18 protein-coding genes are annotated in these 18,289 nt (G+C 61.8%); 8 read left to right on the top strand and 10 right to left on the bottom strand.

What is annotated here, in order from left to right; genetic code table 11:
• Positions 1–21 precede the first annotated feature (21 nt).
• From ACSYS9_RS11940 to ACSYS9_RS11920, 5 genes are all read right to left on the bottom strand, one after another.
• Positions 22–3,162 (bottom strand): efflux RND transporter permease subunit, encoded by a 3,141-nt coding sequence (locus tag ACSYS9_RS11940; RefSeq protein WP_005413407.1) that lies wholly within the window; start codon positions 3,160–3,162, stop codon positions 22–24.
• Positions 3,159–4,673, bottom strand: coding sequence for an efflux RND transporter periplasmic adaptor subunit (locus ACSYS9_RS11935; protein ID WP_005413406.1), 1,515 nt, complete (start codon positions 4,671–4,673; stop codon positions 3,159–3,161). The genes ACSYS9_RS11940 and ACSYS9_RS11935 overlap by 4 nt, the downstream gene beginning before the upstream one ends.
• Positions 4,670–5,974: a TolC family protein gene (locus ACSYS9_RS11930; protein ID WP_153855341.1), complete on the bottom strand. Its 1,305-nt coding sequence runs from the start codon at positions 5,972–5,974 to the stop codon at positions 4,670–4,672. The genes ACSYS9_RS11935 and ACSYS9_RS11930 overlap by 4 nt, the downstream gene beginning before the upstream one ends.
• A 73-nt stretch (positions 5,975–6,047) precedes the next feature.
• Positions 6,048–6,443, bottom strand: coding sequence for a hypothetical protein (locus ACSYS9_RS11925; protein ID WP_005413404.1), 396 nt, complete (start codon positions 6,441–6,443; stop codon positions 6,048–6,050).
• A gap of 137 nt (positions 6,444–6,580) precedes the next feature.
• On the bottom strand, positions 6,581–6,823 hold the full coding sequence (locus tag ACSYS9_RS11920; RefSeq protein WP_224482004.1) for a heavy-metal-associated domain-containing protein: 243 nt from the start codon (positions 6,821–6,823) through the stop codon (positions 6,581–6,583).
• A 315-nt stretch (positions 6,824–7,138) separates the two neighbouring features.
• Here ACSYS9_RS11920 and ACSYS9_RS11915 point away from each other — a divergent pair, with 315 nt between their 5' ends.
• From ACSYS9_RS11915 to ACSYS9_RS11895, 5 genes are all read left to right on the top strand, one after another.
• Positions 7,139–7,432 carry a BPSL0761 family protein gene (locus tag ACSYS9_RS11915; RefSeq protein WP_440569370.1) on the top strand — a complete coding sequence of 98 codons (294 nt, stop codon included), beginning with the start codon at positions 7,139–7,141 and terminating at the stop codon, positions 7,430–7,432.
• A 122-nt stretch (positions 7,433–7,554) separates the two neighbouring features.
• Positions 7,555–8,376 carry an SseB family protein gene (locus ACSYS9_RS11910; RefSeq protein WP_019184713.1) on the top strand — a complete coding sequence of 274 codons (822 nt, stop codon included), beginning with the start codon at positions 7,555–7,557 and terminating at the stop codon, positions 8,374–8,376.
• Between the two features lie 403 nt (positions 8,377–8,779).
• Complete coding sequence (locus ACSYS9_RS11905) at positions 8,780–8,923, top strand: hypothetical protein (protein WP_153855340.1); 144 nt, start codon at positions 8,780–8,782, stop codon at positions 8,921–8,923.
• Positions 8,924–9,024: 101 nt separating this feature from the next.
• Positions 9,025–9,552 (top strand): NIF family HAD-type phosphatase, encoded by a 528-nt coding sequence (locus ACSYS9_RS11900; protein WP_021201831.1) that lies wholly within the window; start codon positions 9,025–9,027, stop codon positions 9,550–9,552.
• Between the two features lie 1,098 nt (positions 9,553–10,650).
• Positions 10,651–11,280, top strand: coding sequence for a cyclin-dependent kinase inhibitor 3 family protein (locus ACSYS9_RS11895; protein WP_306341171.1), 630 nt, complete (start codon positions 10,651–10,653; stop codon positions 11,278–11,280).
• Between the two features lie 314 nt (positions 11,281–11,594).
• Here the strand turns inward: ACSYS9_RS11895 and ACSYS9_RS11890 are convergent, their stop codons facing one another.
• The 3 genes from ACSYS9_RS11890 to ACSYS9_RS11880 form a co-directional block, all read right to left on the bottom strand.
• Entirely contained in the window at positions 11,595–12,269 is a 675-nt protein-coding gene (locus tag ACSYS9_RS11890) for a helix-turn-helix domain-containing protein (RefSeq protein ID WP_005413401.1), read from the bottom strand.
• Positions 12,270–12,511: 242 nt separating this feature from the next.
• Complete coding sequence (locus tag ACSYS9_RS11885) at positions 12,512–13,039, bottom strand: DUF6988 family protein (RefSeq protein ID WP_395760189.1); 528 nt, start codon at positions 13,037–13,039, stop codon at positions 12,512–12,514.
• Between the two features lie 436 nt (positions 13,040–13,475).
• Positions 13,476–13,736 carry a hypothetical protein gene (locus tag ACSYS9_RS11880; RefSeq protein ID WP_049401600.1) on the bottom strand — a complete coding sequence of 87 codons (261 nt, stop codon included), beginning with the start codon at positions 13,734–13,736 and terminating at the stop codon, positions 13,476–13,478.
• Between the two features lie 61 nt (positions 13,737–13,797).
• Between ACSYS9_RS11880 and ACSYS9_RS11875 the strand changes: the two genes are divergently transcribed.
• A complete protein-coding gene (locus ACSYS9_RS11875; RefSeq protein WP_032966765.1) occupies positions 13,798–13,998 on the top strand; it encodes a hypothetical protein in 201 nt (66 codons plus the stop codon).
• Here ACSYS9_RS11875 and ACSYS9_RS11870 read toward each other — a convergent pair.
• A complete protein-coding gene (locus ACSYS9_RS11870) occupies positions 13,995–16,961 on the bottom strand; it encodes a Tn3-like element TnAs1 family transposase (RefSeq protein WP_005413400.1) in 2,967 nt (988 codons plus the stop codon). The genes ACSYS9_RS11875 and ACSYS9_RS11870 overlap by 4 nt on opposite strands.
• Before the next feature lie 140 nt (positions 16,962–17,101).
• On the bottom strand, positions 17,102–17,536 hold the full coding sequence (locus ACSYS9_RS11865) for a mercury resistance transcriptional regulator MerR (RefSeq protein WP_032490487.1): 435 nt from the start codon (positions 17,534–17,536) through the stop codon (positions 17,102–17,104).
• A gap of 71 nt (positions 17,537–17,607) precedes the next feature.
• Between ACSYS9_RS11865 and ACSYS9_RS11860 the strand changes: the two genes are divergently transcribed.
• Positions 17,608–17,958, top strand: coding sequence for a mercuric transport protein MerT (locus tag ACSYS9_RS11860; RefSeq protein WP_001294663.1), 351 nt, complete (start codon positions 17,608–17,610; stop codon positions 17,956–17,958).
• Positions 17,959–17,971: 13 nt separating this feature from the next.
• On the top strand, positions 17,972–18,247 hold the full coding sequence (merP, locus tag ACSYS9_RS11855; RefSeq protein WP_011405607.1) for a mercury resistance system periplasmic binding protein MerP: 276 nt from the start codon (positions 17,972–17,974) through the stop codon (positions 18,245–18,247).
• Positions 18,248–18,289 lie beyond the last annotated feature (42 nt).

Genomic DNA, 18,289 nt, shown 5'->3' with positions numbered 1-18,289 from the left:
CTCAAGTGCTCAGTCTGTCTCTCATTGGTCGCCCCGCGCCGCGCGCAATCCACGTCGCCGCACTAGATAGAACGCTGCGGGAATCACCACCATAGAGAGCACCGGTGCGGTGAGCATGCCACCCAGCATCGGCGCGGCGATACGTTGCATGACCTCCGAGCCGGCACCGGCACCGACGAAAAGCGGAAACAACCCGGCCAGGATGACGGCTACCGTCATCGCCTTCGGGCGCACCCGTTGCACGGCGCCTTCGTAGATAGCCTCTTGCAGGGTAGACACATCTTCCGGCGCACCGCTGGCCAAGCGCTGCTCCCAGGCATGACGCAGGTACAGCAGCATGATGACGCCGAACTCAGCCGCAACGCCGCCCAGGGCGATGAATCCGATCATGCTGGCCACCGAAATCGCATGGCCCAGCCCCCAGATCAACCAGAAACCGCCCACCAACGCCAAGGGCAAGCTGAGCAGGATGATGGATACATCGCTAAGCCGGCGAAACACCATCCAGATGACCAGGAAGATGATCGCCAACGCCGCGGGCACCACCCATTGCAGGCGTGCCAAAGCCCGTTGCAGATACTCGTACTGCCCCGACCACGCCAGACCATAGCCGGCAGGCAAACTCACCTGGGTCTGCACCGCGGCTTGCAGGTCCTGGACCACCGATCCCAAGTCGCGATCGGCCACATCCACGTAGATGTAGCCCACCAACCGGCCGTTATCGCTCTTGAGCATCGGCGGGCCTGGGCTGATTGACAGCTCCGCCACCTGGCTCAAGGTCAGTTGCACACCGCCTGGCGCGATCAGCGGCAGATCCTGCAAGGCCTGCAACGAGTCACGCTGGCCACGGGGGTAGCGCAAGACGATGGGATAGCGTTCGCGCCCCTCGATCGTTTCCCCGATTGGATCACCGCCAACGACCGTGGCAATCAGTTGCTGGAGTTGGCCTTGAGTGAATCCGTAACGTGCAGCGATTTCCGGGCGCACCTGTACATCGACATAGCGCCCACCCGTGACGCGTTCGGCCAGTGCCGAACTCACGCCGGGCACAGTCTTGGCCACCTGCTCGATCTGCTGGCTCAGGCGCTCGATCTGCTCCACATCGGGTCCGGAGACCTTGATCCCAATCGGGCTCTTGATGCCGGTGGCCAACATATCGATGCGATTGCGAATGGGCGGGACCCATAGGTTGGTCAGACCGGGAATCTTGACCGCTGCGTCCAACTCCTGGCGTAGCTTCTGGGGGGTCATGCCCGGGCGCCATTGATCCCGCGGCTTGAAGGTCACGGTGGTCTCAAACATTTCGATCGGTGCCGGATCGGTCGCACTTTCGGCACGGCCCGCCTTGCCGAACACGTGCTCAACCTCCGGTACGGTCTTGATCATCCGGCCCGAGAGCTGGAGCAACTGACGGGCCTTGTCGGCGGACAGGCCGGGCAGGGCCGTGGGCATGTACAACAGGCTGCCTTCTTCCAAGGGCGGCATGAACTCACTGCCCAACCGGCTAAAGGGGATCAAGGTGAGCACTAGCAGCAGGCCGCTGAGCAGCAAGGTGACACCGGGATGTTTGAGGACCCACAGCAGGATGGGCCGATAGCCAGCGATCAGGATGCGATTGATGGGGTTCTGCTGTTCCGGGCGGATGCGGCCGCGGATCAGGTAGCCCATCAAAACGGGGATCAAGGTCACCGACAACCCTGCTGCGGCGGCCATCGCGTAGGTCTTGGTGTAGGCCAGAGGCGAGAACAATCGCCCTTCCTGCGCCTGCAGGGCAAAAACCGGCACGAAAGACAGGGTGATGACCAGCAAGCTGGCGAACAGGGCCGGTCCGACCTCGGCCGCCGAGCGGGCCATCAGCTGCCAGCGCTCCTCACCCTGAGGTTCCCGGCCGTGCGCCTCCCGCCAGTGCTCCAGATGCTTGTGTGCATTTTCGATCATCACCACCGCTGCATCGACCATCGCACCAATGGCGATGGCGATGCCGCCTAATGACAGCAAGTTGGCGGAGATCCCCTGGGCGTGCATCACGATGAAGGCCGCCAGGATACCCAAAGGCAGGGTGATGACGGCCACCAACGCCGAGCGTAGGTGCCACAGGAACAGCAGGCATACCAGCGCTACGACCAGAAACTCTTCGCCAAGCTTGTGGGTGAGGTTGCGTACCGCATCCTGGATCAGCTCGGAGCGGTCGTACACCGGCACCACTTCCACGCCCTCGGGCAAGCTGGATTGCAACGCCTGCAGTCGCGCTTTGACGTTCCGAATGGCCCCCAAGGCATCCTTGCCGGTCCGCAGGACGATCACGCCGCCGGCCACCTCACCTTGACCATCCAACTCTGCGATACCACGACGGAAGACCGGCCCGCGACTGATCGTGGCCACCTCGCCGAGCAGGACGGGGATGCCGTCGTTGCCGGTTACCGGCACCTGTTCGAACGCCTCCTGTGTGCGCAGGTAGCCTTCGCTGCGCACCATCAGTTCGGCTTCGCCTTGTTCGATCACCGAGCCCCCGGTAGCGCCGTTGGCCGCATCCACCGCCTCGATGAGCTCGGCCACCGTCAGTCCACGGGCCGCCAACGCCTGCGGATCGGGCTGGATCTGCCAGGCGCGCACCGCACCGCCCACACTGGCTACTTCAGCCACGTCCGGCACGGTTTTTAGCTCATAACGAAGAAACCAGTCCTGCAACGCACGCAGCTGCCCCACATCACGTTGACCTGTCCGATCCACCAAGGCGTACTGGTAGATCCAGCCCAGTCCTGTCGCATCAGGACCCAGCGCCGGATTCACATTCGGCGGAAGTCGATCGCGTACCTGGCTCAAGTACTCGAGCACTCGAGAGCGCGCCCAGTAAAGATCAGTGGCATCGTCAAACAGGATGTAGACGAATGAATCACCGAAGAAGGAGAAGCCGCGTACCGCCTTCACGCCCGGCACGGACAACATCGTGGTGGCCAACGGGTAGGTGACCTGGTCTTCGATGATGCGCGGGGTTTGCCCCGCCCATTGCGTGCGGATGATGACCTGGGTATCGGACAGGTCCGGCAGCGCATCCAGCGGCGTGTTCTTTACCGACCAGATACCGACCACCGCCAGCAGCGCGGCGGCAACCAGCACCAGCACGCGATTGGCGATGCAAGCATGGATCAGGCGCGCGATCATGGTGTGCCCTCCATCGCTTCGGACATGACCTCGCTTGCCTGGCAATCAGCGGCTGCGGCGGGGCCGAACTTGGGTACCAACTGCATATCCATGAACGGTGACTTGCCCGGCTTGTCGAAATGCTTCTCCGGCACCATCGGGTCATACCAGTACTGCACCGGGCAGCGCGGCGGCGTAGAGGTGGAGGTGTCTGGCGCGACAGGCGCCGGCTGTCTGGACGGTGACGGCACGACAGTGCGTGGTTCGTGCCCGGCGTCATGGCGCTCGTGCACACCTGATGCGCTGGCAGGGCGTGTCGGTTGTGCAGCACCCAGGCGCTCCAACGCACCGGAGAGACTGGCTTCGGAGTCGAGCAAGAACTGACCCGAGACGACCACGCGTTCACCACCGGCCAAGCCTGCCACGATCTGCGTGCGCCCTTGCACGCTACGTCCCACACTCACCCGCACTGGCCGGAAGCTCCCGTCCGGATCCTGCACGATGACCCGGCTGTCCCGCCCGGTGGCGATCAGCGCCTCCGTGGGAACGACTGGCAGGGCCTGCTCGGCGTCGGGCTGCACCAGAACCTCGGCGAACATGCCCGGCACCAGCCGACGCTGCGGGTTGCGCAGCACAATTCGCGCCCGCTGCGTGCGACTAGCCATGTCGACCTGGGGAAGCAACGCCTGGATCTGTCCGGCAAAGCGCTCTGCCGGCCAGGCACTGACCGTGGCCTGCACTGAGGTCCCCGGCCGCAAGGTGCCCAGCGCTGCCTGGGGTACCGAGGCCTCCAGCCACAACGTGTCCAGCCCATTGATCTTGAACAGTGGCGTACCGGGCATCACCGTCTGTCCCTCGCGTGCCAGGATCTCGGTCACGACACCACTGTGGTCTGCGCTAAGCACGACGCCACTTCTGGCCGAGGCGCCAGAAGGAACACCCAACGAACGCAACCGTTGTTGCGCCGCACCCTGCAGCTCACGCGCGCCCGCGGACTGAGCTTGGCTCAGGGCATGTGCTTCGGCGATGGCCGCGTTCCATGCCGGGGCCTGCACGGTGGCCAGCGTTTGACCACGACGAACCTCGGTAAACGGCGCCTTTACCTGCACGTGGGTGATCAAGCCTTCCATGCGCGCACTGATCACGCTTTCCTGGGTCAGATCCCACGTCAGTGTGCCCGGCACGCGTACGGCAGTCCCTAGTAACTCTACCGTCACTTCCTGAGTGCGTATGCCCACGTTCTGCTGCAGGCGCGGATCGATCTGCGTTCCGCCCCCTATGGCCTCATCTGCGTATTTGGGCAGCAACTCCATATCCATGAACGGAGATTTGCCCGGCTTGTCGAATCGCTGCTCCGGCGCCATGGGGTCGTACCAGTACAGCACCTTGCGTGCTTGATCTGCGACGCTCGTGCCGGGGGGCGGGGTGGTATCAGAGGTTCGAGTCATCCAGGCGTAGCCGCCGGCAAAGCCGAGCGCCAGCAACCCGAGGGCCACGGCGAGCTGTGTGAGACGCGTCTTGGTCGGGCTCATGGCGTGTTCTCCTCATGGGGTAGCAGATAGGCCAGTGCCGCCCAGGCACGGCCCTGTTCGCCCAGCAGACGGGCGTTCTCCAGGTGCAATTCGATCTCATCGCGCCGCGCTTCCAGCCACGGCTGCAGGTCGGCACCGGCGCCGTAGGCGGCCAACGCCGTGCGTGCACGATCGCGCGCCAAAGGCAGGCTCTGCGTGTTCTGGCGCTCCAACTGGCCGGTTAACCCGCGCCATCGCGCTATCGCGCGTTGCACCGACTCGGCTTGGATGCGCCGGGCCTCATCGCGCTCTGCGGACACCGCCTCCAGCTCGGCCCGCCGTGCCGCGATGCCTCGTGCTTGGCGGTTCTTCTGGAACAGCGGCAGGCCCACACCCACTTCCACCATGAGCATGTCGCTGCGCGCCATGCCGTCGGGTGCGCGCTCGCGACGTCCGTAGGTGAGCTCCACACTCCAATCCGGGCGGGTTTCGGCCACGGCCGCATCCACCTGGGCCTGGGCTAAGCTCTCGCGTGCCTCCCAGCCCAGTAGTGGCGTGTGTTGGTCCAGTTTGGCCAGCAGTTGGGTGGGCTCCAATGGCAACTGCGAAAAATCCGGTGCCGCACCACTGGCCAAGATCGCCTCTGGTGCAATACCCAACCACCGCGCCAGGCCGGCCTGCGCGGCGGCGTGCTCCGCATGTACCTGCTCCAGGCGATTGTCCAACTGCAGTAGGGCGGCCTGGGCGGCAAGCACATCACTGGCCCCGGCCGTGCCGCCTGCCAAGCGAGCACGCGCCGCACGCTCGGCTATACGGGCCGGCTCGCGCAGACCTTCCAACGCATCTACGGCTTGCTGCGTACTCCACAGCTCGATCCAGGCCAGCGCGGCCGCTTGGGCCACCATCTGCTGTTCGGCCATCGACAGTGAGCGCGCTTGCGCCAGCGTCGCTTGCGCCAACGCGTGCTCGGCACGTCGTTTCGCACGCGCAGGAAACTCCTGCATCAGACCGATTTGCTGGGTGGTCATCTCATCGGCCCGCAAGCTGAAGGCATCGGGTCCGCTGACGGGCCAGTTCGCCAGCCCCACGATCAAACGTGGGTCGGGAAGCGCGCCAGCACGCGCGGCTTCTTCGGTACTGGCATCGATCTGCGATCGGCGCACGTGCAGGGTTGGGGCGTTAGCAAGCGCCCGTTGTAGGGCTTCTGTGTAGCTGATCGGGATAGCGGGCGATGCCGCCAGCACAGGACCACTGAGCGCCAGGGCAAACACGAACCCACACGCCATCTTGCGCCTTGCACGCAAGAAGAAAGACATCTCCATAAGACCTCCGGGAAACGACAACGAGCGCGCTGCAACGCATGCAGCACGAGCACGGGTCAATCCAGGAGGGGGCTTAAATCAGCAGGCTACAGAAGCGCTGCAGGGGAGGCGGATCGGACACGCACACCGGAACATCCCGATACAACTGCGCGTGTACCGGTGGCAACAGAGCCTGCACCAGCGCGAAGGCGGCCAGCGCGGGCTGGTAAGGCACTTGAGGGGCCTTCGCATCGGCCGTGGCGATGTGATCGCGCTGGCAATGCTGGTCGCACAACGCCGGAGCATCGGGATCCGGCGTGGACATCTCTTCGCAACCGACCATCAGGGTCGCTTGTCCAGCTTCCACCGATTCCAGCGGACAGGCGTAAGCCACCAGCGCGAGTTGCTGCAGCAGCAGCGCCCACAGTCCCAGCCATGCCAGTCGGGCACGAGAACGGGGTCGCCGCCACCGCCTCAGCAGCCTCACCATGACAGCTCCCGCACGCCCGAAGCAGCGCCTGCGGACGCTGGGCAGATCAGGGCAGGGGACGTGCGAGCTCTCATGATGGCCAGTCTAGCCCTCTTGGGGCCGACTGTCATTGATCAGGATCAAGCCCTCGCGCGGACTCAGCGGTGGCATCCGCCGCAGCAGGAGGATGCGACGGCCGGGGCGGCCGGCGTACCAGCCTCAGAAGGGAGCACCGCAGCGATCACATAGCCTTGCCGCTGGATAGCCTCAACCGCCTGTTCTACGGCAAGCAGGCCCTCGATCTTGACCACGCCACTGCCCAGATCGACGTCCACCTGGGCGTGGGGGTCAAGGGCCTGAATGGCTTGGGTGACCGTTCGGACACAGTGACCACAGGTCATACCTTCAACAACGAGATTCATGGACAACCCTCCAAAAGCATCGGCGGTTTGCCGACGGCGTGACGATGAGCCTTCCCACGGTGGGAAGGTCAAACGACAGGCAAGTTGAGTGGTAATCCGTCCCGCGTTGTTGACCTTCCCATCATGGGAAGGCTCAGGCTACCTGCTCGTTCCTATTGGCCCTCACTCCATGGACATAACGCTCACTTATGCGAATTAAGTTATTGATTATATTACATTAATACAGGAATCGCAAGGTCTGTAGTTGCACCGTGCCCTGGCCGGCCACAAACGCGATAAGCTAAGCATTCCTTAGTGCTAGTCATTCTTGATGTCATGACGATGCCATCTGAGCGCACCCGCAATGTGCTGCAGGCGGGCGCGTTCCTCAGGCAGCTAGCGGCCAGCCAAGCCGTGCCTAAAGAGGTGCGGCAAGAGGCATATCGACTGCTGCGGCACTATCCAACCGTCAGCGACATCGAGGCGATTGCTGAGCGCGAAGAGCGGCTGCGAGCGCTGACCCAGTCGGCCTTCGTACGACCCTACCTGAGCAGCGAGATCGAGGCGGATTGGTTCTCCGGGTACCCGCTCGGCCCTCATCGCATCTGACCATGAAGCAACCGAGCAGGCCGCGTGGAAGAGGGACTACGTCTGCGGAGACAGCGCTGGAGGCTTCCTTTGAACGGGCCCGCGACAGTGCGGCCGAGGAACGCGCATTCTTCAAGCGACTGATGGATGCGATCGTGTACGTGCATGCGCCCATCTCGGACGACGCGCAGACACTGCGGCTGGTCCAGTTCCGCCATCCTGACGGTTTCGATGCGATCCCTTTCTTTACCTCGCTCGACAAGGCGCAGGCGGCCAGCTCGTCTGCTGTCAGAATTCTGGGAGTTTCAGGCCGTGAGCTGCTAACCGGTACTCGCGGCGCGACGTTGATGCTCAATCCCAACTACGGCGGCGTTGTCCTGTACCCGGAAGAGGTTGCGACATTGTTGGATACGGGCTTTCTGGCCAGGGTGGAACGTCTGGCGCCGGCGGAGTTCGCGGTGAGACCTGCCCAGGCCGCGCCGGCTTGGCTCGCTCCGGCCATCAGCGGCAGCCTTGAGCACGCCGACTTCGTCTCGTCGGCCTATCTCCTGGAAACTCACTCGTCAGGGGGCGTCGAACAGCCTCCCGGTCTGTTGATCTGGCTGGTGGTGGACCTGGCTTTCGCCGAGCGGGCGGCTCGTCTGGTGACCACCGCCATACAGCCCTTATGCTCAGATTTGGACGTCATCATCGACTTGGCGGTCCACGACGTATCGCTGCCTTTGCCGGCGGGCTTGGATGATCCCCAGATCCTGCCCATATTTTTTCACGAGAATCAAGCCAACTTGAGCACAGCTCATCGGCCTATGAGCCCTGAAGATAAGCTACTAGCACTCCTTCCGGGATTGACCGAGGAAGAGAAGGAACGGCGGACCCGCGAGGGTATGGCCGACGTCGACGCTGGACGTACGATCCCGCACGAGGAACTACTGCAATGGATCAGGCGACGGTCAGAGCCTTCTTGAAGGTTTCCGTTGGGTCAGGAGCGTGGAAACTCTTGAATCCAATATTCAAGAAGGGCACGCGTGCCTGAGCAGTACTCCAGGAATGCCTGTGTCACGCGGCTTCTGGTTCAATCAAGCCTAGGTCTGTAATCCACGAACTGCCTGACGTCGAGGGGTGTTTCCTCGTTGAATCATGGTGTTAGAGACGATTCGGCTGTTTTTCTCACGAATCCCTGCCGACCTTCTTGAAAAACTGAACCAGACCTACCCAAACGCTTCCGTAAGGCAGGTGGTGAGAGGGCAGGTTAAGCACATCAGGGATAGCAATCCCAAGGAGATAGAAGCGCTATGACAGGAGGCCAACGATCAACTTCCTACTATCGCCGAGCTAAAGAGGGTCAGTGCGGTTGATCCAGAGTTCCGGATGGAAAACAGCTTCTTTGGGCCCAAGCCAGTCATCACCGCCCGCATCATCAACCGCTCAACACTGCCATTGAGCGAAGCGAGCTGGAATGCGGCGCTGTACATCAGCTACATCCACACGCGTCGAGCTGGAGATGATCCCTGAGACAGCAATGGACTTTACGGACAAAGCCTATCTAAGTGCCGATCTTCAGAAGCGCATTGATTTCCTTGAGAACCAACTCAAGCAAGCGAGCGAGTTCGAAGATGTCTGATGCTACCAAGCCCCGCCGGCGGATCACCCTCCGGCGGGGCTTGGTAGCGGTACCGACGTTCACCCCCGCCAAAGAGGACCATTACACAATGCGCCCGTCCATCCTCGCCTTGGACTTAGAAGGAACGCTGATTTCCAACGCTGTAAGCCAGATCCCGCGCCCGGGCCTCTACGAATTTCTGGAGTCGGCAAAGTCGCTCTTTGAGGGTCTAGTCATCTTCACCACAGTTCCGGAGCCTAGATTTCGCGAGATTGCCGACCTATTGGCTTGCGAAGGAGCGGCCCCGGGTTGGTTTGCCCGCTTGCCATACATAGACTGGACTGGGCCGACGAAGGATCTTGCCAACGTTTCCCAGCCCATCGGCTCTGCATGGCTACTAGATGATTACGCCCCCTATGTACAACCGGGACAGGAACATTGCTGGGTCCCGGTTCAACTGTTTTGTTCTCCTTACCCCGAGGACGACGCGGGACTGGACGATGCCATCGAGGCAATCCGTAAGCGACTGAACGAGTACTAGAGGGCCATCTCTTGGCCAGCGTCCAATGGGCCACAGGCTCGCCGGTCAACCAAGGTCCAGCGCTTCGTTGGAGAACCGTCGATATAGACCTGGGGGGGCGTTTACCGCGATAGAGTCCTGAGCCCCCTCAAACCATCTCATGGACCCGTGGCAGCTGGTCGGTCTACTCAGACTAGAAGCTAAAGCTGCCAACTGCCGCTAGGTTCCAGCCAGTACGCCATGCCCAGCGGCAGGAAAGTCTCCATTGCAACGTCCAGGATCAACGGCTGACGCCAACCCTGACCAGGCAAGAAGCAAAAATCCTTCCGGGCGAGGGTTCCAGCTTGCTCGCGTCCAGCTAACCAGATGCATCTGCGTTTTATCTCGCGATCAAGTGCTCGCCTCGCGGCATGCTCATCCAAACCGCTTTGTATGAACTCCGAGGCAGAATTTCGCATGCTCGCCCACAGCACGTAGCGCTTACGCCCCAAGCTGAGCGCATTCCATTCAGGCGATCCAATCGACTGAAGCCCGTCGCCTAGCTTCGGGTCCAACCGATGCTTCCGCAGAAGGTTTGCCAAGTACGCTCGAGCTTCGGTGGATGCCAGTGAAATTCCGAGATTCCGCCTCGCACTGGGCGTGCACTCAGCCGCCCACTGGGTGAGCGACCGGGTCAATGCCGACTCAAGGTTCAAGTCACTGCGAGACCACGGAGATTTGTAGGACCAAGCCAGGGGCTCATACAGAGATCTTGCGGCAAGCCGAGAACATTCGACTGGTTCGCGATGGAGGACGCGCAGCGTCGCAAGCGTGTCAAGTGCCTGCGAGGCCAACCCCTCAGCAGCTACCGGCGAACTAGCCGTTCTTGAGCGCTCTAGCGCGCACCACGCGCACGCAAGAAAGGGACCTATTGAACGAACGAAATTGTCCAGTTCTGGCCAGGGCGCGATGAGGGTCGGTTGGCTAACGACATAGGCCACACAGCCCTCAAATCGCGATACCAGTTGTCAGGATATCAACCTGCCCACAGACTGTCTATCTGACTTTCCGATATTGACCCTTAGGTGTTCTCTCCAGTTCAACGATATCTGAACATCCGATATCCTAGCCGTGCAGCGAATGAGCGGGGAGCGCCCCGGCGCACGACGCAGAACGTTACCGCATGTTGGGAGAGCCGAAATGATGCGCACCAGCGCTAGCCACCCGTTACTGATTGCAGAGTTGCCTGTTGGAGCCCATGGAGGCGGCATAGGGGTGACATTTGCGCCAGGCAAGTACCAGGAAGTCGCCATGACTGGAGCATGGGCGAGAGACCTAGATGTGGACGTCTCGGCTATTCAGGACTGGGGTGCCACTCACCTAGTCACCTTGCTTGAGCCTTGGGAGCTCAAGGACCTTCGAATCGAGAGCTTACCGGCGATAGTGGCGGGGAAGGGCATCTCTTGGCATGGACTGCCAATCACTGATGGAGCCGCACCAGACGACAGACTCCTCAAAGATTGGCTACAGCTAAGTGCTGAGCTCGTCGCTGACATGCTGAGCGGTCAAAGGATCGTGGTCCACTGCAAGGGGGGGTTGGGACGCGCGGGAACGGTCGCTGCCATGCTTTTGCTGCAGTCTGGCGAGGCCAAGCGGGCATCGGATGCCATCCACATGGTGCGGCATGCCAGGCCAGGCGCAATCGAAACGATTGCTCAAGAGGAGTTCCTAGAGTACTGGGCGCAGAGCCTTCACCCGGGCGGAGCTTGACCACTCAGGTGCGCAGTCAGGAACTCAAGGACGAGTTGCCTGTGGATCCAGAACTCGAGGGCTTCTTAGGTCTGGATCCAGAAATCGACGGCGTCTCCATAGTGGATCTTCGCGAGGGTTCAGGGCACATCAAAAATTCGCTGCCTCGAAAGCTAAGAACCTTGCTGTCGCACGAATCAGGGTCTTGTGCTGGGGCCGGACCAGCGCTATCGCTGACTAAGGCAGGGCAACCTCCAGGGACTGTACTGCGACGGCGCGATCAATAGACATCTGTCAGATGTATCGCCACCACTATCGATCTAATGAATGCTGACTCAGCCGATGCGTGCTGCCTTAGGAGTTACGATCTGACTGCACTCGTGGCCGAGGCGAAACGCCACGACGTACAGGACCGTGGCATCCATCGGCATACCTGAGCCCATCCGAATGACGACCTTACGCTGACCGTGCGACAGTGATACTCCCAGTTCCCGCAGGACCTCAATGCGCTGCTGCAGCCCGTCGTAGATGTCTAGCTTGTCGACTTCTGAATACAGGTCTTGGCAGTCGCGATACTCACGGTAGTAGTCGACCAGTGCAGCAAACTCGCTCGCCGCCTCGCGCGACAGCTCGAAAGCCGGTTCGGACAGATCCATGTCGCACGAAACGATCAGGCTGGCCAGCTCGCGCCCAGCAGCAAGCGGGGACACCGCCAGGGTGATGTAGTCGCGCTCAAACTGCGCTTGCGCCGCCTGCAGTTCCTCGTCTGTCGGCAGCGAGAAAGGCTTGTTGAGTGCATCGATGTCATTGAAATCGAAGGCGCGCGCCAGTGCGCGACGGGTGTCGAAACTGGCCGAGTCACCCTGCTCAACCCGCTGAACTGTTCGCACGTTCAGGCCCGAGATCTCGGCCAATTGTTCTTGCGACCAATGACGCAACTGGCGGAACTGGCGAATGCAGGCGCCAACCTCAGCAGCGGTAAGCAGGCGAGGCGGGGTCTTGGTGGTCATAGAAGATAACTCCGGAGGGGTAGGGAGCCCAGATTAGGAGGGTGCCGAACTTGGAAACATGACAGTCGCCCGACAGGCCCCCGACACAGATCAACTGCCAGGACTTGCCCCAACGAGAAATCCGGGGCAACTGCTTATGCGCCCGTGATGTTCTCCCCGTGCCCCCAGAGGGGGGCGAGGCCCAACTGCCTAGTCACTCACCACAGACCCCACCCTAGACGCGCAGGCGATCCGGGACAGCTCTATGGCGAGGGCTGATGGGGGGTCAATGGCTCCAACTCTGGCAAAACACCCCCAAATTGATGATGCAGTGCATTCATCCATGCCAGAACTGGTTCGCCTGGCCACAGGTGCGCCAGATTCAGAAGGGTTAGCATGGCAAGCGCATTGCTGTTCATGGCCACCCCCGCCAGAAGCGCGCCCGGGTAGCCATTTAACTGCCTTGCCAAGGGGTGAATCCCGGCATGGAGATAGGAGTTCAAGCCGACATAAAGGCATTGTCTGGCTCTGCCCAACAACTGTGATGCTCCTCGGGGCCCAGAGGACTCAAGCTTTACGAGCATGTCCTGAACGCCAGGGAGCCTCTTTGCCGCTTGCTGACTCTCCAGAGTCAGGGGCGCAAGAAGCTTCTCGATGTCGGTGTCGGTAGCTGCATAACATGCCCAGGTTGCACGCACGAGGGCCTCATACTGGGGCCGGACCAGCGAGATTGCTGACTGGGGCAGAGTAGCGATCAGGGACTGTACTGCCACGGCGTGATCAAGGGACATCTGGCAAAGTGCCGCCACCGCCGTCGATCTTCGGTCACGTCCATGCTCTATCTCCATCCAAGCGGCTCGAATTTCACCCAAGAGCTCTAAGGAGCCCTCCAGCACAGACGCCCGATCCTGGTCAGCCGATTGAGGCACAAGTCATCCTAGAATCGTGATCTGCAGGCAAGAGTAACGGCTCGTCCATCGGGCAAAGCCCTCAGTTGGCCGGCTGGGCTGCAGCATCTGTTAGCCGGTAATCTCTGCATTGCATCATCCGTGCATCAGCAATTTCTGCGTTGCGTCAGTCGCAAGTCAAATTTTTCTGCAATGGACCGTCTTGCACTGAAATTTTATTCCTCAAAAGCTGAAATCTCTGCAATGGCACCCTAAGAATGTCTGCGATGAACAGCGTTCTGGTCCGCGCGCGATTGCTTCCTATATTGCAACCATACGCTCAGCCAGCCAACCGCCGGGATCCATGATCGCGCGAGCGGACGATCCCGGTCGCAAATGGCTGGCTGCCGTCACTCTCGTGGCTTTGAGCGATCAAGGGGAGCAGTCTGGCCCACGTGTCGAACAGAAGCCTTGGATCTTGGTGGATCAGAAGCGAAACCCGCAGCGCATCTTCCATCGCCTTGAGGTAGCCGCGGCGTATCTCAAGTGCGTTCTCGCAAGCATTGGGGCGACCAAGAATTTGTGTGATCGCGGAGGCCATAGCAGTCTGGACAGGAGGGGAGGGGAAGGCGATAGTCTGCAAACGTCTAGACGATCCCGCAATGAGCATCCTCAACGTTCTCCTCACTCGTGACCACCTCGTCGTCGCAGCGGATACCCTGGCAGAGGATGCTCTCACAGGGGCGTATTCCGCGGGGGCAAAGCTGCTGCTGATCCCTCAGCACAACGTAGTGCTTGCTGCGCGCGGGTCTACGCAATTCTTCCTGGGGGGCTCGCAGAATTCGGAAAAAATCGTACGCTAAGGTTTTCCGGGCATCCGTAGGGGCCGAAACTTCCCGTCTTCCAGTCTGCGGCTCTGCCGCCAGACGTAATCGCCGGTGAGGTTGATGTGCTCCCAGCCCAGCGGCGACAGGAATTGCAGCAGCTCGCCGTCCACCGGCTTGCCGGCCTCGACCAACCCCTGGGTGGCGCGCTCCAGGTACACCGTGTTCCACAGCACGATAGCCGCCGTCACCAGGTTGAGGCCGCTGGCCCGGTAGCGCTGCTGCTCGAAGCTCCGATCCCTGATTTCCCCAAGGCGGTTGAAGAACACCGCCCTGGCCAGCGAGTTGCGCGCCTCACCTTTGTTCAGGCCGGCATGCACGCGGCGGCGCAGCTCAACACTTTGCAGCCAGTCTAGGATGAACAGCGTGCGTTCGATCCGGCCCAGCTCGCGCAGGGCCACGGCCAGGCCGTTCTGGCGCGGATAGCTGCCGAGCTTGCGCAGCATCAGCGAGGCAGTGACGGTGCCCTGTTTGATCGAGCTGGCCAGGCGCAGGATGTCGTCCCAATGGGCGCGGACGTGCTTGATGTTCAGGGTGCCGCCGATCAGCGGCCGCAGCGTCGGGTAGGTCTGCACGCCCTGCGGCACGTACAGCTTGGTTTCGCCGAGGTCGCGGATGCGCGGCGCGAAACGGAAGCCCAGCAGGTGCATCAGGGCGAAGACGTGATCGGTGAAGCCGGCCGTGTCGGTGTAGTGCTCCTCGATCCGCAGGTCGGACTCGTGGTACAGCAGGCCGTCGAGCACATAGGTGGAATCGCGCACGCCGACATTCACCACGCGGGTGCTGAACGGCGCGTACTGGTCGGAGATATGGGTGTAGAACAGCCGTCCCGGCTCACTGCCGTACTTCGGGTTGACGTGTCTGGTGCTCTCGCCCCGGCCGCCAGCCCGGAAACGCTGGCCATCGGAGGATGAGGTGGTGCCGTCGCCCCAGTGGGCGGCGAAGGCATGCTGGTACTGGTGGTTGACCAGCTCGGCCAGGGCCGCCGAATAGGTCTCGTCGCGGATGTGCCAGGCTTGCAGCCAGGACAGCTTGGCGTAGGTCAGACCGGGGCTCGACTCGGCCATCTTGGTCAGCCCGAGGTTGATCGCATCACCGAGGATCGCGGACAGCAGCAACGTCCGGTCTTTGGCCTCGGCCCCGTCCTTCAGGTGGGTGAAGTGGCGGCTGAAGCCCGTCCAGTCGTCCACGTCCATCAGCAGTTCGGTGATCTTGATGCGCGGCAGTAACTGACTGGTCTGGTCGATCAGCGCCTGCGCCCGATCCGGCACCGCCGCATCCAGCGGGGTGATCTTCAACCCGGACTCGGTGAGGATGGCATCGGGCAGCTCGTTGTCCTTGGCCAGGCGGGCGACAGTGGCCAACTGCTCGTCCAGCAGCTGCAAGCGCTCTTCCAGATACTGGTCGCTGTTCGGGTTGATCGCCAGCGGCAGGGCCTGTTCCCGCTTGAGCGCGGCGAACTTCTCGGCCGGCAGCAGGTAGTCGTCGAAGTCGCGGAACTGCCGCGAGCCCTTGACCCAGATGTCGCCGGAGCGCAGGGCGTTCTTCAGCTCGGACAGGGCGCAGATTTCGTAGAAGCGCCGGTCGAGGCCTTCCGGGGTGATCACCAGTGGCTTCCAGCGCGGCTTGATGAAGGCGGTGGGAGCATCGGCCGGCACCTTGCGCAGGTTGTCGGCGTTCATCTCGCGCAGCGTCTGCACGGCTGCCAGCACGCCCTGCGCGGCCGGGGCGGCGCGCAGCTCCAATACCTCCAGCAGAGCCGGCGTGTAGCGGCGCAGGGTGGCGAAGTTCTCGCCGACCAGGTGCAGGTGGTCGAAGCCCTCCGGCCGGGCCAGCAGCTCGGCTTCGCTGACGCTCTCGGTGAACTCGTCCCAGGGGATCACCGCCTCGATGGCGGCATAGGGGTCGCTGCCGGCTTCCTTGGCCTCCAGCAGCGCCTGGCCGATCTTGGAGTACAGGCGCACCTTGTCGTTGATCGCCTTGCCCTGCTTCTGGAACTGCTGCTGATGCTTGTGCTTCGCGCCGCTGAACAGCTTGACTAGGATGCGGTCGTGCAGATCCACCAGCTCATCAATCACGGTTGCAGTGCTCTCCAGCACCACGGCGGCCAGGGTCGCATAGCGCCGCTGCGGCTCGAACTTGCCGAGGTCTTTGGGCGTCATCTGCCCACCCTCGCGGGCCAGCTTGAGCAGGCGGTTCTGGTGGATGTGCCGGCCCAGGACTTCGGGCAAGTCCACCAGCTGAAATGTCTTCAGCCGCTCGATGTGCTCAAGCATGTGCCGAGAGTTGGGTTTCAGCGGTGCCTGGCGCAGCCAGGTCAACCAGGTGATGCTGCTGCCGGCCTTGAGCTTCAACAGCTCGTCCAGCTTGGCCCGATGCGAGTCCGTGAGCGGTTCAACCAGGGCGCGGTAGACCCGCCGATTGGCCCGTGCAATGGCCTCCGAGCAAGCCCGGTCGATCACGCTCAACGCCGGCAGGATGCGTCGCTTCTGCCGCAGGCTCTCCAGCGCCTGGCCGGCCAGCAGCAAGCCCTTGTCGGTCTGCTGGGCCAGTTCGGTCAGCTCGCGCACCAGGGCGCGGAAGTCGGACAGGCCGAACGGGGCCAGTTGAAGGTAGGTGCGCAGTTCCTGGGCGTGCTCGCGACGGGTCACATCGCGCTCGCCGTACTTCGTCCAACTCGCCGGATCGGTCTGGACTTGCTTGGCCACCCACAGGATGACCGGTTCGGGCAGCTCGCTGTCAGTGCCCAACGCATAGCCGGGGTAGCGCAGCAGGCAGAGTTGCACGGCGAAGCCGAGGCGGTTGGCGTCGCCGCGCCGCTGACGGATCAGCGACAGGTCGGAGTCGTTGAAGGTGTAGTAGCGGATCAGGTCATCCTGGCTTTCTGGCAACGCGAGCAGGGTGCCCCGCTCCGTGGCCGAGAGGATCAAGCGACGCGGCATGTGTCAGTCGTCCGTGCGGAGGTACTGGTAGAGGGTTTCCCGGCTGTCATTTTCAGAAGGTGACTGCACGGAATATCAAGAGTCGGCTGCACAGTCTTTTCTGATCTGTGGTCGTCTCAGAAAACGGAAAATAAAGCACGCTAAGCTGTGGAAGCCCCTGCCAAGCTCGTTCCACCTTGCAACGACGCAATCAGCGGACACGAAACATTCCCCTGCCGCGAATGGCAGGCGCACACCAGGTCAGACAGCACAGCCTCCATGCGCGCCAAATCGGCCATCTTCTCGCGCACGTCTTGGAGCTTGTGCTCGGCCAGGCTGCTGGCCTCCTCGCAGTGGGTGCCATCGTCGAGCCGCAACAGCTCGGCAATCTCGTCCAGACTGAACCCCAGCCGCTGTGCCGATTTCACGAATTTCACCCGAACCACGTCCGCCTCCCCATAGCGGCGGATGCTGCCGTAAGGCTTGTCCGGTTCCGGCAACAGGCCCTTGCGCTGATAGAAGCGGATTGTCTCCACGTTGACCCCGGCCGCCTTGGCAAAAACGCCAATGGTCAGGTTTTCCAAATTATTTTCCATATCGCTTGACTCCGTACATGAGTACGGAAGTAAGGTTACGCTATCCAATCCAAATTCAAAAGGGCCAACGTATGTCTGAACCACAAAACGGGCGCGGTGCGCTCTTCGCCGGCGGGCTGGCCGCCATTCTTGCATCGACCTGCTGCCTGGGGCCGCTAGTACTGGTCGCCCTGGGCTTCTCCGGTGCTTGGATCGGCAACCTGACGGTGCTGGAACCCTATCGACCGTTGTTCATCGGCGCGGCGCTAGTGGCGCTGTTCTTCGCCTGGAAGCGGATTTACCGGCCCGTGCAGGCATGCAAGCCAGGTGAGGTCTGCGCGATTCCGCAGGTGCGCGCCACCTACAAGCTGATTTTCTGGATCGTGGCCGTGCTGGTCCTGGTCGCGCTTGGATTTCCCTATGTCGTTCCATTTTTCTATTAACCAGGAGTTCATCATGAAGAAACTGTTTGCCTCCCTTGCCCTCGCCGCCGCTGTTGCCCCGGTGTGGGCCGCCACGCAGACGGTCACCTTGGCCGTTCCTGGCATGACCTGCGCGACTTGTCCTATCACCATTAAAAAGGCCTTGAGCAAGGTCGACGGTGTTAGCAAGACCGAGGTCGACTTCTCAACCAAGCTTGCCGTCGTAACGTTTGACGATGCGAAGACCAACGTCCAGGCGCTTAGCAAGGCGACGACGGATGTAGGCTACCCATCTGAGCTGAAGAAGTAAGGCAACAAATAACGGCAGCATCGCTAGAACCACGGCAGAGAT

This window comes from Stenotrophomonas sp. STK17_22 (assembly GCF_051983905.1).
Taxonomy (GTDB): domain Bacteria; phylum Pseudomonadota; class Gammaproteobacteria; order Xanthomonadales; family Xanthomonadaceae; genus Stenotrophomonas; species Stenotrophomonas maltophilia_A.
The sequence above is the reverse complement of the archived record's forward strand: the minus strand, read 5'-3'. Positions and strand labels throughout refer to the sequence as shown.

What these genes read in the sequence shown, in the direction of transcription:
- ACSYS9_RS11905 (WP_153855340.1), top strand. Translation starts at nt 8,780, where the DNA reads ATGGAAAACAGCTTCTTTGGGCCCAAGCCAGTCATCACCGCCCGCATC.
- merP (WP_011405607.1), top strand. Translation starts at nt 17,972, where the DNA reads ATGAAGAAACTGTTTGCCTCCCTTGCCCTCGCCGCCGCTGTTGCCCCG.
- ACSYS9_RS11885 (WP_395760189.1), bottom strand. Translation starts at nt 13,039, where the DNA reads ATGTCCCTTGATCACGCCGTGGCAGTACAGTCCCTGATCGCTACTCTG.
- ACSYS9_RS11870 (WP_005413400.1), bottom strand. Translation starts at nt 16,961, where the DNA reads ATGCCGCGTCGCTTGATCCTCTCGGCCACGGAGCGGGGCACCCTGCTC.
- ACSYS9_RS11910 (WP_019184713.1), top strand. Translation starts at nt 7,555, where the DNA reads ATGGATGCGATCGTGTACGTGCATGCGCCCATCTCGGACGACGCGCAG.
- ACSYS9_RS11865 (WP_032490487.1), bottom strand. Translation starts at nt 17,536, where the DNA reads ATGGAAAATAATTTGGAAAACCTGACCATTGGCGTTTTTGCCAAGGCG.
- ACSYS9_RS11890 (WP_005413401.1), bottom strand. Translation starts at nt 12,269, where the DNA reads ATGACCACCAAGACCCCGCCTCGCCTGCTTACCGCTGCTGAGGTTGGC.
- ACSYS9_RS11895 (WP_306341171.1), top strand. Translation starts at nt 10,651, where the DNA reads ATGAGCGGGGAGCGCCCCGGCGCACGACGCAGAACGTTACCGCATGTT.
- ACSYS9_RS11880 (WP_049401600.1), bottom strand. Translation starts at nt 13,736, where the DNA reads ATGGCCTCCGCGATCACACAAATTCTTGGTCGCCCCAATGCTTGCGAG.
- ACSYS9_RS11920 (WP_224482004.1), bottom strand. Translation starts at nt 6,823, where the DNA reads ATGACCTGTGGTCACTGTGTCCGAACGGTCACCCAAGCCATTCAGGCC.
- ACSYS9_RS11935 (WP_005413406.1), bottom strand. Translation starts at nt 4,673, where the DNA reads ATGAGCCCGACCAAGACGCGTCTCACACAGCTCGCCGTGGCCCTCGGG.
- ACSYS9_RS11875 (WP_032966765.1), top strand. Translation starts at nt 13,798, where the DNA reads ATGAGCATCCTCAACGTTCTCCTCACTCGTGACCACCTCGTCGTCGCA.
- ACSYS9_RS11860 (WP_001294663.1), top strand. Translation starts at nt 17,608, where the DNA reads ATGTCTGAACCACAAAACGGGCGCGGTGCGCTCTTCGCCGGCGGGCTG.
- ACSYS9_RS11925 (WP_005413404.1), bottom strand. Translation starts at nt 6,443, where the DNA reads ATGGTGAGGCTGCTGAGGCGGTGGCGGCGACCCCGTTCTCGTGCCCGA.
- ACSYS9_RS11940 (WP_005413407.1), bottom strand. Translation starts at nt 3,162, where the DNA reads ATGATCGCGCGCCTGATCCATGCTTGCATCGCCAATCGCGTGCTGGTG.
- ACSYS9_RS11900 (WP_021201831.1), top strand. Translation starts at nt 9,025, where the DNA reads ATGTCTGATGCTACCAAGCCCCGCCGGCGGATCACCCTCCGGCGGGGC.
- ACSYS9_RS11930 (WP_153855341.1), bottom strand. Translation starts at nt 5,974, where the DNA reads ATGGAGATGTCTTTCTTCTTGCGTGCAAGGCGCAAGATGGCGTGTGGG.